The 16,523-nt window shown below is 65.7% G+C and carries 17 protein-coding genes; 6 read left to right on the forward strand and 11 right to left on the reverse strand.

Annotation, left to right across the window (positions count from 1 at the left end; all coding sequences use genetic code 11):
- Positions 1 to 12: 12 nt before the first annotated feature.
- On the reverse strand, positions 13 to 828 hold the full coding sequence (locus EV580_RS29645) for a FadR/GntR family transcriptional regulator (protein ID WP_133696142.1): 816 nt from the start codon (positions 826 to 828) through the stop codon (positions 13 to 15).
- A 114-nt stretch (positions 829 to 942) separates the two neighbouring features.
- Positions 943 to 1,734, reverse strand: a complete 792-nt coding sequence (locus EV580_RS29650; protein ID WP_166654951.1) for an enoyl-CoA hydratase/isomerase family protein — start codon at positions 1,732 to 1,734, stop codon at positions 943 to 945.
- Between the two features lie 99 nt (positions 1,735 to 1,833).
- Here EV580_RS29650 and EV580_RS29655 point away from each other — a divergent pair, with 99 nt between their 5' ends.
- The 6 genes from EV580_RS29655 (at position 1,834) to EV580_RS29675 (ending at position 7,039) form a co-directional block, all read left to right on the forward strand.
- Positions 1,834 to 2,802 carry a Rieske 2Fe-2S domain-containing protein gene (locus EV580_RS29655; protein ID WP_133696145.1) on the forward strand — a complete coding sequence of 323 codons (969 nt, stop codon included), beginning with the start codon at positions 1,834 to 1,836 and terminating at the stop codon, positions 2,800 to 2,802.
- Complete coding sequence (locus EV580_RS29660; RefSeq protein WP_133696147.1) at positions 2,799 to 4,262, forward strand: aldehyde dehydrogenase; 1,464 nt, start codon at positions 2,799 to 2,801, stop codon at positions 4,260 to 4,262. The genes EV580_RS29655 and EV580_RS29660 overlap by 4 nt, the downstream gene beginning before the upstream one ends.
- Positions 4,263 to 4,319: 57 nt before the next feature.
- Entirely contained in the window at positions 4,320 to 4,748 is a 429-nt protein-coding gene (locus EV580_RS29665) for a Zn-ribbon domain-containing OB-fold protein (RefSeq protein ID WP_133696149.1), read from the forward strand.
- A complete protein-coding gene (locus EV580_RS29670; RefSeq protein ID WP_133696150.1) occupies positions 4,745 to 5,899 on the forward strand; it encodes a thiolase family protein in 1,155 nt (384 codons plus the stop codon). Before EV580_RS29665 ends, EV580_RS29670 begins: the two co-directional genes overlap by 4 nt.
- Before the next feature lie 268 nt (positions 5,900 to 6,167).
- A complete protein-coding gene (locus EV580_RS33945) occupies positions 6,168 to 6,314 on the forward strand; it encodes a hypothetical protein (protein ID WP_166654945.1) in 147 nt (48 codons plus the stop codon).
- 536 nt (positions 6,315 to 6,850) lie between these two features.
- Positions 6,851 to 7,039, forward strand: coding sequence for a hypothetical protein (locus EV580_RS29675; RefSeq protein ID WP_133696152.1), 189 nt, complete (start codon positions 6,851 to 6,853; stop codon positions 7,037 to 7,039).
- Between the two features lie 15 nt (positions 7,040 to 7,054).
- On the opposite strand, the gene EV580_RS29680 is transcribed toward EV580_RS29675, so the two are convergent.
- The 9 genes from EV580_RS29680 to EV580_RS29720 all read right to left on the reverse strand — a co-directional run bounded on the left by EV580_RS29680 (position 7,055) and on the right by EV580_RS29720 (position 16,521).
- Complete coding sequence (locus EV580_RS29680; protein ID WP_133696805.1) at positions 7,055 to 8,797, reverse strand: CocE/NonD family hydrolase; 1,743 nt, start codon at positions 8,795 to 8,797, stop codon at positions 7,055 to 7,057.
- A gap of 180 nt (positions 8,798 to 8,977) precedes the next feature.
- A complete protein-coding gene (locus tag EV580_RS29685) occupies positions 8,978 to 11,350 on the reverse strand; it encodes a lysylphosphatidylglycerol synthase domain-containing protein (protein WP_133696154.1) in 2,373 nt (790 codons plus the stop codon).
- A gap of 49 nt (positions 11,351 to 11,399) precedes the next feature.
- Positions 11,400 to 11,945, reverse strand: a complete 546-nt coding sequence (locus tag EV580_RS29690) for a chromate transporter (RefSeq protein ID WP_133696155.1) — start codon at positions 11,943 to 11,945, stop codon at positions 11,400 to 11,402.
- Positions 11,942 to 12,535, reverse strand: a complete 594-nt coding sequence (locus EV580_RS29695) for a chromate transporter (protein ID WP_133696157.1) — start codon at positions 12,533 to 12,535, stop codon at positions 11,942 to 11,944. The genes EV580_RS29690 and EV580_RS29695 overlap by 4 nt, the downstream gene beginning before the upstream one ends.
- Entirely contained in the window at positions 12,528 to 13,517 is a 990-nt protein-coding gene (locus EV580_RS29700) for a phospholipase D-like domain-containing protein (RefSeq protein ID WP_133696159.1), read from the reverse strand. The genes EV580_RS29695 and EV580_RS29700 overlap by 8 nt, the downstream gene beginning before the upstream one ends.
- Positions 13,518 to 13,588: 71 nt before the next feature.
- The gene (locus EV580_RS29705; protein ID WP_166654952.1) at positions 13,589 to 14,191 is read right to left on the reverse strand and encodes a hypothetical protein; all 603 of its coding nucleotides are present in this window, start codon (positions 14,189 to 14,191) and stop codon (positions 13,589 to 13,591) included.
- 86 nt (positions 14,192 to 14,277) lie between these two features.
- Positions 14,278 to 14,916: a hypothetical protein gene (locus tag EV580_RS33950; RefSeq protein ID WP_166654953.1), complete on the reverse strand. Its 639-nt coding sequence runs from the start codon at positions 14,914 to 14,916 to the stop codon at positions 14,278 to 14,280.
- Between the two features lie 15 nt (positions 14,917 to 14,931).
- The gene (locus tag EV580_RS29715; protein ID WP_133696164.1) at positions 14,932 to 15,615 is read right to left on the reverse strand and encodes an MspA family porin; all 684 of its coding nucleotides are present in this window, start codon (positions 15,613 to 15,615) and stop codon (positions 14,932 to 14,934) included.
- A 207-nt stretch (positions 15,616 to 15,822) separates the two neighbouring features.
- Positions 15,823 to 16,521 (reverse strand): MspA family porin, encoded by a 699-nt coding sequence (locus EV580_RS29720; RefSeq protein WP_166654954.1) that lies wholly within the window; start codon positions 16,519 to 16,521, stop codon positions 15,823 to 15,825.
- Between the last annotated feature and the right edge of the window lie 2 nt (positions 16,522 to 16,523).

Raw genomic sequence — 16,523 nt, forward strand, 5'->3', positions numbered from 1 at the left:
GCCCTCCGTCGATTACTGCGAACGCCAGCGCGCCAGCGCCTGCGGCGGTGATGCGGTGATGACCCGGGTGCTCGCCTCGTCGGACAACACGAATGTCTGAGCATCGGCCAGATGACGCGTCGCGACCCGCCGGGCCCGCTCTGCGTCACCCGACTCGATCGCGTCCGCCAGCGCGGTATGGGCCTTGAGCGCCGCCTTGCGCTGTGTCGTCGACGGGTACTCACCGGCCGCCGAAGTCCTTTCAGCCCAACGCTGTTCGTGGCTGCTCCAGAGTGCCTCGAGGCTGCTGACCACTGCGGTGACGGTGGCGTTGCCGCAACCGCGTACCACCGCGTCGTGAAACTGGCGGCCCAGATCGGTGAACAACGGTCCGTCGTCGAGATGCTTGTCCATCTCCGCGTTGATCCGGCGCAGTTCCGGCACGATGGTCTTGACCCGGTCGGCGCGCTGGGCGGCCAGCGCCGCGCATGTCGGTTCCAGGTCTCGCAACGCGTCGCCGAGGTCGGACAGGTGCACCTGATTGCTTTGCAGGACAAGCCCCAACATGTAGGCGGCACTGTTCTTGGTCGGGGCGTGCACCACCGCACCGCCCTGATTGCCGCGACGCACCGACACCAGACCTTCGGTCTCCAGGATGCGCAGCGCCTCGCGCAGCGAGACCAGGCTGACGTTGAAATGCTCCACCAGCACGGCCTGTGGGGGAAGCAGGTCGCCGTCGGCGAGCTCGCCGTCGACGATCTGGCGGCGCAACTCATCGGCGACGGTCTCCGCGATACGCGGAGACGTCAGCCGACGCCTCGTCTCACGCCCTGCTGCGACGTTCTTCATGACTGACCACCAGCGGCACGGTGAGGAGCTCGGTGGTCGCCGCAGGCCACGTCACTTCGGATATGCAATCTTACAAAATTAGCGCTATTGGTCTCGGCGGGCACGCCGACGCCGTCAGGCATCGCTGACCTCCAACGCATCGTACTTCTCGTCACCGAGGAAAGCCCGAATCTGCGAGATGTGTTCGCCGGCTCCCAATTCGGTTGTCTCCGCGGCCAATCCAAAATCAATGATTGCCGCCGCCGTCAGCGAGAGGTGCTTGGCGAAGGCGCGCTTGGTCAGCTGCAGCGCGCGAGCGGGCTGGTGCGCCAGGCGGTCGGCGAGATCGAGGGCGGTGGTCATCAGCTCCTCGGGCTCGGCGACGCGGTTGGCGAGCCCGAGTTCCGCGCTGCGCTGGGCGGTGATGCGCTCGCCGGTGTAGATGTACTCCTTGGCTCGCGCCATGCTCAGGTAGTACGGCCACAGGAGGGCACCCCCGTCACCGGCGGGCAGGCCGATGGACACGTGCGGGTCGCTCAGATAGCTGCGCTGCGACATGACGATCAGATCGCTGCTCAACACCAGTGAGGCGCCGAGACCGACGGCCGGTCCGTTGACCGCCGCGATGACCGGGAGTCGAAAGTTGAGCATTGCGCGCAGGATCTCGCCGGCCTCGTGGCTGATCAGATAGCGCAGATCGAGAGACTCGTGCTGGGCCTTGAGGAAGGCGAAATCGCCTCCGCCACTGAACACCCGGCCGGCGCCGGTGAGCACCACGCAGCGCGCATCGGCGTCGCGGTCCAGTTCGTGCCAGACGTCCAGAAGCCGCCGGTGCAATCCTCGATCGATCACATTGAGCGCGTCGGGCCGATTGATGGTCACGATACGAATCGCGCCGCGGTGCTCCACGAGCAGCTCGTCCAGCACTGCGACCTCACCTCCCGCGTTACACCAACGCCTCAAAGTGTCTTTCTTTACTATGATAGTATGATAGACATCTGGCCTGCGTTCTGAAAGGGTGGTGCGATGCCGGAGCCTGCTCGGTTCCCCTTCTCGAACTACCCTCAGGGGTGGTTCCAGGTGGCCTATGGCCGTGATGTCGAGCCCGGCGCGATCGTCTCGTTGCACTACTTCGGGCAACAACTGATCTGCTACCGCGGTGAATCGGGGACCGTGCACGTGCTGAACGCATACTGCCCGCACCTCGGAGCCGATATCGCGGTGGGCGGCAAGGTCAGCGAGGACTGCGTGATCTGCCCGTTCCACGGCTGGCGCTTCAACGGTGACGGCGCCAACGTCGAGATTCCATATGCAAAGAGCCCCAACCGAATCGCCAAGCTCGGCGCCTGGCCCACGGTCGAGCGGGCGGGGATGATCTTCGTCTGGCACAGCGAAGACGGCGGCGAACCGGAATGGGAGCTGCCCAAGATTCCCGAAGCCGACGACGCCGCCTTCGAGTTCTATGCGCCGGAGGAGGCGCGCTGGATCTTCCGCTCACACCCGCAGGAAGTCTTCGAGAACACGGTCGACATCGCGCATTTCGCGACGGTGCACGGAGTCTCGGCGTTCGGCAACCTCGACGTCACCCACGAGGGCCCCAATTTCCGCGCGGTGGCCGAAGTGCACTTCGAGACGCCGCGCGGGCCGGTCAACGGAGCGGTGGACTCCGAATTGTTCGGCATGGGCATCGATGTGGTGCGCCACCAGGGCCTCGGCCAGTCCTGCACGGTGCTGACGGTCACCCCCATCGATGGTGAGCTCGTCGACGCCCGGTACACGTTCTTCGTGTCACTCGATCCCGACACGGGTGAAAAGACGCGACTCGGAATGGGTTTCGCTCGGGACTTCTGCAAGCAGATCGAACAGGACATCCCGATCTGGGAGGCCAAGATCTATCGGGACAAGCCTGCCCTGGCCCGGGGCGAGAGCGCCATCACTGAGTTCCGTAACTGGGCCGAGCGGTCGTACTCGAGCACGGAGGCCGTCAGCCCGTGAAAGTTCCTTCCTACGAGCGGATCTTCATCGGAGGCGCATGGCGGGAGCCGTCCACCGATCAGCGCATCGAGGTGATCTCACCGTTCACCGAAGAGTCCATCGCGCATGTCCCCGCTGGTTCGGCGGACGATATCGACCGTGCCGTCCTTGCCTCGCGCGAAGCCTTCGACCACGGGCCATGGCCGCGGCTGACGGTGGCGGATCGCCTCGAAGCGGTCGAACGTCTGGCGGCGATCTACGCCGAGCACGTCGACGAGATGGCCGACCTGATCACCGCGCAGATGGGCTCGCCGGCGAGCTTCAGCCGGCTGGGGCAGGCCGCCGGGGCGGCGACGATGATGCGGTTGGCGGTGCAGGCCGCCCGCGACTTCCCGTGGGCGCAGCGGCGTCAGGGCACGCTGGGCGAGGTACACCTTCGCCGCGTGCCGGTCGGTGTCGTCGGCATCATCATCCCGTGGAATGTTCCGCAGAATCTGTTGATGCCCAAGCTGATTCCCGCGCTGATCGCCGGCTGCACGGTGGTCGTCAAACCCGCGCCGGAGACACCACTGGACAGCCTGTGGGTTGCCGAGATGGTCGAAAAGGCGGGCCTGCCCGAGGGCGTGGTATCCGTCGTCCCCGGCGGGCGAGAGGTCGGCGACGCGCTGGTGCGCCATCCCGGGGTGGACAAGATCGCGTTCACCGGCAGCTCGGCGACCGGCAGGCACATCGCCTCGGTGTGCGGCGAGCAGCTCAAGCGCTACAGCCTCGAACTGGGCGGCAAGTCGGCGGCGATCGTGCTCGACGATGCCAGGATCGACAAGACGGTGGCCGGGCTCAAGATGGCCAGCCTGATGAACAACGGGCAGGCCTGTGTGGCCCAGACCCGGATCCTGGTCAGTGAAGACCGGCACGACGAACTGGTCGATGCACTCGCGGACATGATGTCGGCGCTGGTGATCGGGGACCCGGCCGATCCCGCCACCGACGTCGGTCCGCTGGTTTCGGCGCGTCAGCAACACCGTGTGCAGTCCTATATCCGCACGGGCATCGATGAGGGCGCGAAGTTGGTTGTCGGCGGGGATGATTCGCCGCGCGAGCGAGGATGGTTCGTCCGGCCCAGCCTGTTCGTCGAGGCAACCAACGACATGACGATCGCGCGTGACGAGATCTTCGGACCGGTGTTGACCGTGATCAGGTACCGCGACGAGGACGATGCCGTTCGTATCGCCAACGACAGCGATTACGGTCTGGCGGGGTCGGTCTGGACCAAAGACGTTGCGCACGGACTGGACATCTCGGGGCGGGTCAGGACCGGCACCTACGGCATCAACATGTACATGCTCGACATCGCCAGTCCCTTCGGGGGTTTCAAACAGTCTGGGATCGGTCGCGAATTCGGCGAGGAAGGCCTTGCCGAGTACACCGAGCTGCAGACGGTCGTCAGCGCGGGCCGACTGCCCGCGCTGCCAACCGACTGACGTCCCGCACCACTCGATACATCGCCGGAACACCGGCCCAGCCTCGAAGGACGCCTGATGGCAATAGCGCTCGCCCCGGAGATCTCCACATGGCCCGATCTCGACCCACAGCTCATCGGCAGCAGCTGCGGCAGCTGTCAGGCGGTGACCTTTCCGCCGCAGCCCCGCTGCCCACAATGCAGCGGGGACAACGTGTCTGACGTTCTGTTGCCGCGCCGGGGCACGGTCGTGGCCTGGACCACCCAGGGCTTTCCGCCCGGGCCGCCCTACGCCGGGCCGACCGGTGCCGACTTCACCCCGTTCGGTGTCGGCCTTGTGCAGCTCGGTGATGTCGTGCGCGTCGAGGGTCGCCTGACCGAGAGCGATCCCGCGAAGCTGGCCTTCGGGATGGAGGTCGAACTCACCATGGTGCCGTTGGCGATCAACGAAAACGGCGACGAGATCATCACTTTTGCGTTTCGACCGACGACGGAGGCGAACCGATGACAACCAAGGGCACCGAAGTCGCGATCATCGGAGTCGGGCTGCACCCGTTCGGACGGTTCGACAAGTCCGCCATGCAGATGGGTGCCGAAGCCATCCAGCTCGCTCTCGACGATGCCGGGGTGGGGTGGAAGGACATCCAGTTCGGCTTCGGTGGCAGCCATGAGATTTCGAATCCCGATGCGGTGACCCGCCTGGTCGGGTTGACGGGGATCACGTTCACCAATGTGTTCAATGCCTGCGCCACGTCGGCGAGCGCGATTCAGCAGACCGCCGACACCATCCGGCTGGGGAAGTACGACATCGGCATCGCGATCGGGATGGACAAGCATCCCCGCGGTGCATTCACCGACGAGCCGGCGACGCTGGGTCTCCCGCGCTGGTACGGCGAGAACGGGCAGTTCGTGACCACGAAGTTCTTCGGGATGAAAGCCAATCGGTATCTGCACGATCACAACATCTCGCGGGCCACGCTGGCGAAAGTGGCCGCCAAGAACCTGCGCAACGGGGTGCTGAATCCCAATGCCTTTCGGCGCCAGACGATGTCCGAAGAGGAGATCCTCAACTCTCCGGTACTCAACTATCCGCTGACCAAGTACATGTTCTGCGCCCCCGACGAGGGCGCTGCGGCAGTCATCATGTGCCGCGCGGACATCGCCCACAAGTTCACCGATACCCCGGTCTTCGTGCGGGCCAGTGAGATCCGCACCCGGCGCTACGGTGCCTACGAAGTCCACGCCACGTCGGCGGCTGTTGACGAGGACTGCTCGCCGACGGTCTACGCCGCCAGGGCCGCCTACGAGGCCGCGGGCATCGGGCCCGAAGACGTCGACATAGCCCAGCTGCAGGACACCGATGCCGGCGCCGAGATCATCCACATGGCCGAGACCGGTCTGTGCGCCGACGGGGAGCAGGAGAAACTGCTCGCCGACGGGGCCACTGAGATCACCGGGTCGCTGCCGGTCAATACCGACGGCGGACTGATCGCCAACGGTGAGCCGATCGGGGCCTCCGGGCTGCGACAGGTCCACGAACTCGTGCGCCAACTGCGCGGTCAGGCGGGCGATCGCCAGGTTCCGACGAACCCGCGGGTGGGCATCGCCCAGGTGTACGGCGCGCCCGGAACGGCCTCGGCGACAATCCTCTCGCGGTAGGTTAGGCTGTCCCGCATAGGTGACCTGCGTCACTATTCTCGCCGTGTTGGCTGGATCTCATAGTCACGACACTGCAAATCTAATAGTTAAGCTAACGTTAGAACTCTAAGGTCGGTCTCAGGTACTTAGGTGAGATCGGAGCTACGGTGATCGAGTTGGGCAAAGTTATATACGTCGTCTTCTTCCTAGCGGCGGCATTGTGGCTCTGCTTGACAGCCGAGAGCGAATAGCACCGAGAGTGAGTGGCCCACCGATGAGCGATTCAATAATGACTTCGGTCGATCTGATCCGCTATGCGATTGCGGACCAGGTGCGTGAGCTCGGCGGCGATGCCGAGATGATCGATCAGATCGCCATGTCGGCCGCCTACGCCGTGTTCATCGGCGCCGCTGCCGATTCGGTTCGGCCTCGCTAGCTTCCCGCTTCGCTGCGGGCCTTGCCCGCGCGATTGCTGCATAGCAGGCGTTCGGCCATAGTCGGCCAGCATCAACGATTCGTCACAATTCCGCGGCATTTAATCTAGAAGTATTGCGCCGCAAGTCATTAGAGATATCAAGGCCCCCTGCGATCAAGCGCAGGGGGCCTTCACCGTCTGTCGTCCATTGTGAGACGTGCTTAGCCGAGAAGTGCTCACGGCGTTACACATTTGTTTGCTGAGACTTCTATTGGCGCGAAAAAATATGCGCCAACAGAGCGGGTGGTCACGTGCGGGTAGCGGATTCGGGTAGTCGGGCCCAGCCGTGATGGGATTGAATCAAACAGTCGGACACGGATACTGCTGGTCACAGCCCCTGTCACGGTGGCCGCATGGGTATCAACAGGGCGACCCGCCGTAGGCGATCGCGATCTTGATCAGCTAAAGTGCAATAATTCGCTAAATCTGCACGTGCTTGCAAAAACTGGGCGCTTGGCGGCGGGGTGGGGCCCTATGACCGGAGGACGGAACCCGCGATGGAAACTGTGTTGGGACTGGCCAAGGCGATACCCCCGGATGCTTGGCTCGTCCTGTCGGTCTTCGCCAGCGCGATCGTGATCGGGCTGCATTGGGTCATCGCCCACGTCGTGGGACGAGATGCGTCTCACGATCACCCCGACGCCGGTACTCATGTCGAGAGCGACCGGGAACTCCTCGGCAGCTGATCGGTCCTGTGTGCCTCAGCGCGTGATCGGGAATCTGTCGGATCCCGCGTCGCCCGCGGGAATCACCGGGATGACCACCGCCGACGGATGTGCGGCGTCGTGCAGGATCGTTTGCGTCGCGGGCATGGTCGCGGTGCTCTGCCCGAACGGTGCACCCGTGTTCGGGTTGGGCGCGAACTGCGGGTAGTCACTGCTGGAGATCTCCAGCCGGATCCGGTCACCCGCCCGGAAGAGGTAACTCGTCGGCCAGATCGCGATGTGGTACTCGTAGGGCCGATTCGGAATGCCCGGGCTCGCGTCGGACAACGAGTCGCGAAACGCCGTCCGCAGGATGCCGTTGTTGAGGTTGATCGCGTCGCCGTCGGGCTTCACCACGATCAGCTTCGCGGTGAAGTCGGTGTCGACGGCCGATGACGACGCCCAGAGGTCGACGGTCGTCGGTCCGGTCACCTCGGTATCGGCCGCGAGCGGATCACTGCTGTAGATCAGGACATCGGAACGCTGCTCGACCGGGGTCTGGTCGTAGGGGCCCTGCGGACCGGAGCGGGCGCCACAACACGAATGTCCGCCCATGCTGGGTGCAGGATCGGTCGGGTCGTAGACGTAGCGGTCCGGCGCCTGATCGGCAGGAGGCGCCGCCGCGCCCAGTGTCCCGCTGCGCGAGTCGATCTGACCGTCTCCGGACAGGAAATAGCGGCGCAGGACGGTTTGCGGCAATGGCCAGCTATCCGCCGACTTCCACTTGTTGGCGCCCATCAGGAAGTAGTCCACCCGCGGCGTGCCGCCGGAGGACCCGTTGACGCCATTGTTCATGCCCTTGAGAAAGTGGTCGTACCACGCGAGCATCAATTCGTTGATCGGGCTGTCGCCGACCGCGCCGATGTCTTTCAGCAGCGGCGCCGGCTCGGAACCGCCACGGCCCCAGTCCACGTGGTCCCAGGGGCCGATGACCAGCCGCTGGTTCGTTCGGGCCTGCGGCGTGCCGGCCGAACTCACCATCCCGGTGAAGTTCTCGATCCCGCCGGCGAGGAACGCGTCGTACCATCCCTCGACATCGAGCACCGGCACGCGCACCGACGCGTAGCGGTCACGGATGCTCCACTGCCGCCAGAAGCCGTCACGTGACGAATGTGCGATCCAGTCGAAATACCACGGTGCCACAGCGGGATTGGCGGGTTGTAACACCGGCAGTGACCGGTAGGGCACGAAGTCCAGCCATCGAGTCGGGTCCGCGGCGGCCGACTTCAGTGCGGTCGCCGTGGCGTCGTCACCCCGATTGGTCGCGGCGGTGGTGGCCAGACCGATCGCCCACGGCAGTACGAACGCCAGCCGGAACTGGCCGCCTTCGTACATCCACCCGTCGAAGTAGTCGGAGGCGGTGTTGGCCGGAACGATGGTGACCAGATGCGGGGGAGTGGTCGTCGCGGCCAGCCACTGCGTCGCGCCCACGTACGACGAGCCGTACATCCCCACCTTGCCGTTCGATCCCGGCAATCCCGCGGCCCACTCCACCGAGTCATAGCCGTCGTCGCGGTCGTTGGTGAACTCGCTGAAGGTTCCCTGTGATGTGCCCTGGCCCCGAACATCTTGGATGACAACGAGATAACAGTGCGACGCGAACCAGTCGGGGCTCTGGTAGCGCGAGGGGGAGACCTGTGCGCCCGATTTTCCGTACTGGGTGCGCATCAGGATCACCGGGACGGGTTCAGAGCGCTCAGGCCGGTAGACGTCGGCGCGCAGCAGGGTGCCGTCGCGCATCGGTGCCGCCACATCGGTCTGCTTGGTGACCCGGCACGGACCGCGCCCAGTCGATGGTGGCCATGCCGAGTCCGCGGCGGGCTTGTCCGGCGCACCGCACGCGGTCAGGGCAAACGCCAGTGCACAGAGCAACGCCAGGACACGCTTCGCGAGCACGTCTCCACGCTACGCAGTCGCGGGCTAGATCATCTCTTTTGCGGTGAGCCACCGCATGATCGGCCAGCCCGCGAACACCGGCAACCAACAGGTCAGCACCCGGTACAGCAGTACCGCGGGCACCCCGACGGCCGCGGGCACCCCGAACGCGGCGAGCCCACCGATCAGTGCGGCCTCCACCGCGCCGACACCGCCGGGCGTCGGCGCGGCCGACGCCAGCGTGCCGCCCACCATCGTCACGATGGTGACGGTGACGAAGGTGGTGTCGCCGCCGAAGGCCTCGATGCTGGCCCATAGTACGAGCGCCATTCCCAGAGTTGTTGTGGCGCAGCCCAGCACAATGATCGCCAACCTCTTGGGTTCGCGGATCAGTTCGAGCAGCTCGGTGCCGACCTCCTGGATGCGGGGGCGCACCGCGGTTCCCAGCCACCGGCGTGCCCGCGGCACCAACAGGAACGTCCCGAGCATCCCGAGCGCGACACCGCCGATGAGGTAGAGCAACGTGGTGCTCGGCACGAAGTGGGACAGGTCGGCGGTCGCCCCGGCCGCGACGCTGAAGAAGATCAGCAGCGTCACGTGGGTGATCACCTGGACGGCCTGCTGCAGTGCGACGGCCGCGGTGGCACGCAGCGCGCCGAGTCCGCCCTTCTGCAGGAAGCGTGTGCTCAGCGCCAGGCCGCCGACACCGGCGGGTGTCGTGGTGGCGGCAAAGGTGTTGGCGAACTGCATGATCACCAGATTGCGGAAGCTGACGAGCCCGGAGGCGCACGCCCACAATGCCGCTGCCGCACCGACATACGTCATCGCGGACACGGCGAGCCCCAGCAGCGCCCACCACCAGTTCGCGTTGCGCAGCTCGCTGAAGAAGGTGGGCACCGTGCTGATGAAGGGATAGGCGACGTACACCAGCGCGACGAGCAGCACCAGCTGGATGACCTGTTTACGGGTGAACCGGGTGATGGTCTCGGTTTTGATCTCGTCAGCCCCGGTCTGCCGCTTCACCTCGTCGCGCGCGGCGCCCATGAGGGCCTTGGGATCGTTGACCGACTTGCGAATTCGGGCAGGCACCGCGGCTCGGGTGAGGCGTCGTGACGCGTTGAGGACGGTTTCCTTACCCAGGGTGTCGACGGCGGCGCGCACAGCCGACTCGGCGCCGAACCGATCGGTCGTCGTCACCAGCAGCTGCGCGATATCGGATTGCAGCTGTTCGTCGGTCGCCCCGTATTCGGAACTGCCGAAGCCCCCGAACAACACCTTGCCGGACTCGACGGTCATCTCTTTGAAACGTAGGTCCCCATGGGCGATCTGGTGTTGGTGCAGCACGCCGAGCGAACCCCAGATCGTGGTCACCAGGGCCTCGTCGCATGCTGTCCCGATCGGGGTGCCGAGCGACGGGGTGTGCGCGTACAACGTCCAGCCGCGCTCCAGCGCGGCGACGGCCATCGTGGTCGTGTTGGACACCCCAAGATCGCCGACGGCGATCGTCATCAACGCGCGATGTTCGACGGCGCGTCGCATCGAGGCTTGCAGCGGTGCCGTTTCGGCATCACGCAGGATCAGCCACCGCCAGAACTGGCGCAGCGCACCGCCGCTGCGTTGATTGGGGCCGTACATCTCGACGACCACTCGCGAGCCGGCGTCGTCGGCGGCCGCCAACTCCAGCGGGCCGGCGCCGGCCGGGCGGACCACCGTCAGCGAGGTCACCAGGAACCCCCGCCGGGACAACGCGCGGACCGCGCCGTCGAGCGGAACCTCGAGCCCCGGCGTGCCGACCACCCAGACCGTCAGAGCCCCGACGAACCAGCCGACGGCAAGGCCGAGCAACGAGCGAGCGGGGACCACCGCGCTGACCGCGAGGTGAATCGGCACGAAGGCCAGCAGCAGGGTCCACCACCACCGGCGCCAACGCCCGGGCAGCCACGGCCCCGAGACAGTCAGGACGGCGGCGAGCATCGCGATCCAGCGGGGGTCGTCGAGGAACTGCGACAGGGTGGTCGACAGTCGCTCGGAGAGGTCGAAATGCCAGCGCGGCGCGGCGATACCGTTGCCGCTGATCGACAGGGAGAACACGGCCAGGAACCCGGCAGCAGCGTAGGCCGCGAACAGTTTCCACTGCCGCGCGGCGATCAGTCCGATCAGGATCACGAACGGCAGCGCCAGGATCGCGACGCCGTAGGCCAGATAGACCAGGTTGGATTGGGTGGGGGTGAGCACCCCCACGATTCGCGACACCGACTTCTCCAGCCCGACCCAGTCGTTTCGGGTGATCAGTGAGCTGGTGATGATGATGGCCAGCACGACAGCGGCCAACCCGAGTCGCACGATGTCGTTGGTCCGGCGGGCCAACGGGAGCAGCACGTTGCCGGATACGGCAACCTCGCGCCCGTCAACCCGCATCGGAGAAACCTATCCCGTGTTGTTCCGGGGAGGTCCCATTGGATCGCCGTCAGACGAAGCCGATGTACCCCAGCAGGGCGGCGGCGCCGACCACGATCAGCGGATTGGTCTTGGTCCTGACGAAGATCAGGGTGGCGACACCGGTGATCAGATAGGCCCGCCAATCGTGGTCGGCGGCCTTGCTCATGACCACCGAGCTGGCCAGGATCAGGCCGACGGTCAGCGGGGCGAACCCCTTCTCCACCGCGTAGCGCAGCTTGGACTTCTGGGCCTTCTGCCAGGTCCGGGTGATCAGGTACATCAGCCCGGCCGCCGGCACCACCATCGCGATCGTGGCCAGCACGCCGCCGACGATGCCGCCGACGACTCCGGCCACGCCCAGTCCCGCCGCGTAGCCGACGAGCGCCACGATCAGGATGCTCGGCCCCGGCGCGGCCTGTGAGATCGAGAAGATGTCGGCGAACTGGGAGTTCGTCAGCCAGTGGTGTTGGGTGACGGCCTGCAGGTGCATATCGGGCAGCACCGTGTTGCCGCCGCCGATCGAGAGCAGCGACAACGAGCCGAACATGCCGATCAGCGCGAGGAAGGTCTTCATGCGCCGACCGACTCCGACTCCGGCTCCGGTTCGGGCTGCTTGCGCGGCCAGGCCCAGATGAGGCTCAGCGGAGCCAGGATCGCCAATGTCGTCAGCAGTGGCCAGCGCAGCAGGCCGTTGAGGACGAAGGCAGCCAGGAAGAAGATCACCGGCATCACGCCTTTGAGGCATTTCTGGCCGGTCTGGATCACCATCGCCAGGGTCAGCGCGACGGCGGCGGCCGAGGCGCCGTGCAGGGCGCCCTTGATCGCGGGCACTTCCTTGAAGGTGAAGTAGACGAAGCCCAGGGTCAGGACGATCGCGACGGGCATCAGGCACAACCCGATCACTGCTGCGATGGCGCCTGTCAGACCCTTCATCTTGGTCCCGACGAAGACTGCGAGGTTCACCTGGTTGGCGCCCGGCACGATTCGGCACATCGTCATGGCGCTGAGGAATTCCTCCTCGCCAAGCCACTTCTTCTCGACGACGACGACTTCCCGCGACCACGCGCCAAGACCGCCGCCGAACGAGGCCAACGCGATGTGGTTGAACGTACGGGCGATCTCTAGGAGAGAGACCTTGTCCAGGGTCGGACCTGGCTCACTCATGGACCAGATCATGGTCGTGCGGGAACTCGTCCTCGACGGGACGATTCTGTTCAAGGGGGTCCGGCGGCTCGTAGTGGTTGGAAATCTGCCAGTCGCTCTTGAAGACCGCTTTCAGTCGCGTCACGACCTCCGGGTCATCGCTGGTGATGCCGAGCTCGCGGCGCAAGTCGAAAGCACTGCGATCGATGTTCATCGACCCGACCAGGACCTCTCGGCCGTCGACGATCAACAGCTTGGCGTGCACTCGCAGATTCTTCTGCTTGCGTACCTCGACGCCGAAGCGGCGCAGGGTCCGCAGAGAGGCGAACGTATCGAGGATGTCCCATTCGCTGATGCCGTGCTTGCCTCCGCACAAGACCCGCACCCTGACTCCGCGGTGGGCCGCCGCCGCGATGTGATCAAGGATCACGGCGTCCACGTACTTCGGGTGTTGGATGTACAGCTTGCGCTCAGCGGTATCGATGAACCGAGCCATGTGGTAGCGCGAATTCGAGTTGCTCCACAGCAGCCCTTCATAGGACGGTGGAGTGAAATCGCGGTGTTCCCAGTCGGCGTTGAACACGTCGACGATCTGTGCCACGTGCAGTGGGTCGTGCGTGATGATCCCGTAGTCGCGGGTGAGGGTGAAGTACTTGATCATCAGGTTGTAGGTGGCGACCATGGCGGCGTTGTTGTCGACGACGATCGACTTCTCGTGTGTCACATAGAATTTGGGGCTGGACCACTGGACGTCGATGCCGGCATCCTTGAGGATTTCGTAGCTCTCGTCGTTAGCCCGGTCGCCGCCCGACCGCTGCGGGTTGAGCATGACCCGGACGTCGACACCGGCCTTCTTCCGATCGATCACGGCACCGATCAAGCTGGGCTCGGTGAAGGTGAATTGCTTTATCAGAAGCGAGCTTTGCGCGCTCATGATGAATTCGCGGACCGGGTCAACGCCGTCGTCCGGCTCGACGATCACGCGCGGGGCGTTAGCAGGCATAGGTTTCGGATGCTAGCACCAGAACCCCCTCGGCACTTTGCCGTTGGGTGAATGTTGCGCGCGCGTCGCGCTCACGGCGCGGGTGCGGGCGCGGCGGAATCTGCCAGGCCGAACCCGAGTCCGGGCGGCACATAGATCTCGGGGCCGGGGGCGGTACCCGGGAGCGGTTCGCCTAGTTGCTCGTAGGGCACCTGGCCGAGCAATGAACCGTCCAGTGCGCCGCCCTGATACATCTCGTGAAGGCGGCGCAGGAACGCCAATCGGCCAGTGCCCGGCGACTCCGGCGACGGGCCGATGCCGGCGTCGGCGACTCCCTCACCGGGCGCGGCGGGGGTGACGTTCTGCGGCAGTAGATATTGGTTGTTGAACGCGTGCAGATCCGGAGCCGCCACGGTGCCCTGTGTCCCCGGCGCCGACGGAACGGGGTTCTGCGCCAACAGAAGTCCCGGTGCGTAGGCAGACAAGTCAGGCAACCCCAGCGGGCCGGTCGACGGGGCGCCGCTTTGAGCCAGCACGCTGCCGATGGTCGCGTTGGGCGGAATCGGCGCCGGTGGGATCGTCGGATCGGCCGGAACAGGATCGGCCTGCGCGCTTGCCGACCCGGTGAGGACGGCACCGAGCGCGGCCGCGGCCGCAAAACTCAGCCTGGGCCCAAACATCCGCACTGTGCTCATCTCGCCAACCCCTCTTGGCCTCGATCCTCGTCACACCGTAGTCGGCTGCGGGCGAAACGATGCCGTGAACGGCGGCGAGGACTCGATCAGCTGCCTGGAGCCGGCGGAGGCGGGAGTGGCAGCGCCGGGTCCACCGGTGCGGCGGGAGCTCCGGGAACCCCGGGAGCGCCCGGCGGCGGTGCCGCCGGATCGGGCAGGAACTGTTCGGGCCCGGCTGGGATGTTGATGCCCGGCAGTGGCGCGGTCCCAGGCAGCGGCTGACCGAGCTGGTCGGCCGGCATGCGTCCGAGCGCCCCGTGCAGGAAGGCGTGGACGCCTTTCCATTGATTGACCCGGGCGAACGGACCGTCCGCGCCCGGACCCAGTTGGTACGGGGACGTCTGATCTGGGTCCGGCATGCTGTTGTTCTGTGCCATCAACAACCCGGCGCCGTTGAGGATGTCGGCGCTGGGCGGGACCGCGGGTGCGGTGCCGGCCAACGCCGGGGTCTCAGACTGACCGAGCAACAATTGATTTCCTGCGGGGCCGCCGAGGTAGCTGGCGAATCCGTTGATCGAGTCCTGCAGAGCCCCCGGAGGGGGAAGGAACCCCTGCGGCGGCGGCGGTGGGGGCGCCGCAGGGTCGACGGGCAGTGGCTCGTCGGCGGCGGCGGTCGCCATGGGTGCGACCGCCGCTCCGACAGCGAGCGCGGCCACGACCGCACCCTTGACGAGCATTCTGTACATCTGGCGCACCCGGTGTCAGAAGACTTTGGTGACGCCGTAGTAGGCGACGATGTCGTCGGCGTCGGTGCCGGAGCTCGTCAGTACCGCGTAGGAGCGCAGCGAAGAGGCGCCGACGCAGTTGTCGATCTTGATGTGGATGTCCTTCAGGGTGATTCGCGAAGAGGTGCCCTTGAACTTCTTCTTGTCGACGACGACGTTGGTGATCGTGCCCGGCCGGGGGTCGACTTCGATCTGGCCCTGGACCGGGAAGCTGATGGTTCCGGGGAGGGAAAGACCGCCCGTGCCGAGGCTGGCGTTGCCCAAGCTGGCGCCGACCGAGCCGATGAGCTTGACCTTGTCCATTTCGACACCGCACCCGACCTGGTAGCCCGCCTCCAGCGTTCCGCCGGACACCGAACCGGTGGTGGTACCGGTGAACGTGGCGCCGACCACCCAGTCACGAGACGACAGGGAGGTTGTCAGGGGGGCCACCGGCACCTGGGTCTCGTCCTTGGCGACCACCGTCAGGGTCCGGCCGTCGGGTGTCTTGGCGATACCGGGAACCGAGGAGGCGACCACGCCGTTGTCAGGTGGTGGGGGAGCACCTGCGTCAACGACGGGCGGCGCCGCCGGATCGGCCGGGTCCGCCAATGCGAGCGGGGTCGCCCCCATTGGGATCAGCATGCAAACTGCAGCCGCGGTGGCAAAGCGATGCAACATGTCCTGTCGGCGCCTTCCGTCTCAATACATTGGATTCTGAGGAATGATCGATTGGTGGGGTGTCCAGTTGATGAACCGGGCACCAACACTGCGCGCCCGATGCTCATCGACTGGGCGTTCCCGCGGACGTCTCCGGTGGTGCATATCGGCTGCCCACCACCCCGTCGATGACGGGCAGCCGAACGCGGGAACGGCGATGTGAAGTTGTTAAACAGCTTTCGTGACGCCGAGGTAGGTCACGACGTCGTCGGTGTTGTCGGTTGAGCTGGTCAGCGTCGCGTACGACCGGATGAAGGACTGGCCTGCACAACCGTCAATCTTGATGCGGAATCCGGTGATGGAGATTCGCGGGGCGGTGCCCTTGAATTCCTTCTTGCCGACCGGAACGATGTTCACCACGCCGGGCTTGAGGTCGATCTTCATCTGGTATGACGCCGACAGACCGAGCGTGACGGGCAGCAGCGAGCCGTTCACGAACGGGATACCAACGCCCGGGGTGATGCCGCCGGTGGCGATTGATTCGATGTCGTCCTGGATGATGCCGCAACCGATCTGGTAGCCGGCCTCCAAGGTGCCACCGGCCAGCTTGGTGCTGCCACCGCCGGACACCGAGGCGGTGAACGTTCCGTCGACCAGGTATTCACGTGACCACGGCGAATTGGTCAGGGAGGCCACGGGTTCCATGGACTCGTCTTTGCCCGACACGCTAAGCGACCAACCGTCGGGGGTCTTGAGAACTCCTGGCGCAGCGGAAGGCACTGGTCCCGCGGGGCCGCCTGGTACCGGCCCTGCGTTGGCCACTGGTGCCACGTTGGGATCGGCCGGCGGGTCGGCGAGCGCGAGCGGCGCCGCACCCATCGGAGCCAGCAGGCATACTCCAGCCAATGCGGCAAAGCGTTTCAACATGT

It is taken from the genome of Mycobacterium sp. BK086, assembly GCA_004362315.1.
Taxonomy (GTDB): domain Bacteria; phylum Actinomycetota; class Actinomycetes; order Mycobacteriales; family Mycobacteriaceae; genus Mycobacterium.

Coding starts and splice junctions, on each gene's coding strand:
- EV580_RS29690 (WP_133696155.1), bottom strand. CDS start 11,945: ATGAAGACCTTCCTCGCGCTGATCGGCATGTTCGGCTCGTTGTCGCTG.
- EV580_RS33950 (WP_166654953.1), bottom strand. CDS start 14,916: ATGTACAGAATGCTCGTCAAGGGTGCGGTCGTGGCCGCGCTCGCTGTC.
- EV580_RS29705 (WP_166654952.1), bottom strand. CDS start 14,191: ATGAGCACAGTGCGGATGTTTGGGCCCAGGCTGAGTTTTGCGGCCGCG.
- EV580_RS29645 (WP_133696142.1), bottom strand. CDS start 828: ATGAAGAACGTCGCAGCAGGGCGTGAGACGAGGCGTCGGCTGACGTCT.
- EV580_RS29720 (WP_166654954.1), bottom strand. CDS start 16,521: ATGTTGAAACGCTTTGCCGCATTGGCTGGAGTATGCCTGCTGGCTCCG.
- EV580_RS29655 (WP_133696145.1), top strand. CDS start 1,834: ATGCCGGAGCCTGCTCGGTTCCCCTTCTCGAACTACCCTCAGGGGTGG.
- EV580_RS29675 (WP_133696152.1), top strand. CDS start 6,851: ATGGAAACTGTGTTGGGACTGGCCAAGGCGATACCCCCGGATGCTTGG.
- EV580_RS29700 (WP_133696159.1), bottom strand. CDS start 13,517: ATGCCTGCTAACGCCCCGCGCGTGATCGTCGAGCCGGACGACGGCGTT.
- EV580_RS33945 (WP_166654945.1), top strand. CDS start 6,168: ATGACTTCGGTCGATCTGATCCGCTATGCGATTGCGGACCAGGTGCGT.
- EV580_RS29695 (WP_133696157.1), bottom strand. CDS start 12,535: ATGAGTGAGCCAGGTCCGACCCTGGACAAGGTCTCTCTCCTAGAGATC.
- EV580_RS29685 (WP_133696154.1), bottom strand. CDS start 11,350: ATGCGGGTTGACGGGCGCGAGGTTGCCGTATCCGGCAACGTGCTGCTC.
- EV580_RS29665 (WP_133696149.1), top strand. CDS start 4,320: ATGGCAATAGCGCTCGCCCCGGAGATCTCCACATGGCCCGATCTCGAC.
- EV580_RS29670 (WP_133696150.1), top strand. CDS start 4,745: ATGACAACCAAGGGCACCGAAGTCGCGATCATCGGAGTCGGGCTGCAC.
- EV580_RS29715 (WP_133696164.1), bottom strand. CDS start 15,615: ATGTTGCATCGCTTTGCCACCGCGGCTGCAGTTTGCATGCTGATCCCA.
- EV580_RS29680 (WP_133696805.1), bottom strand. CDS start 8,797: ATGCGCGACGGCACCCTGCTGCGCGCCGACGTCTACCGGCCTGAGCGC.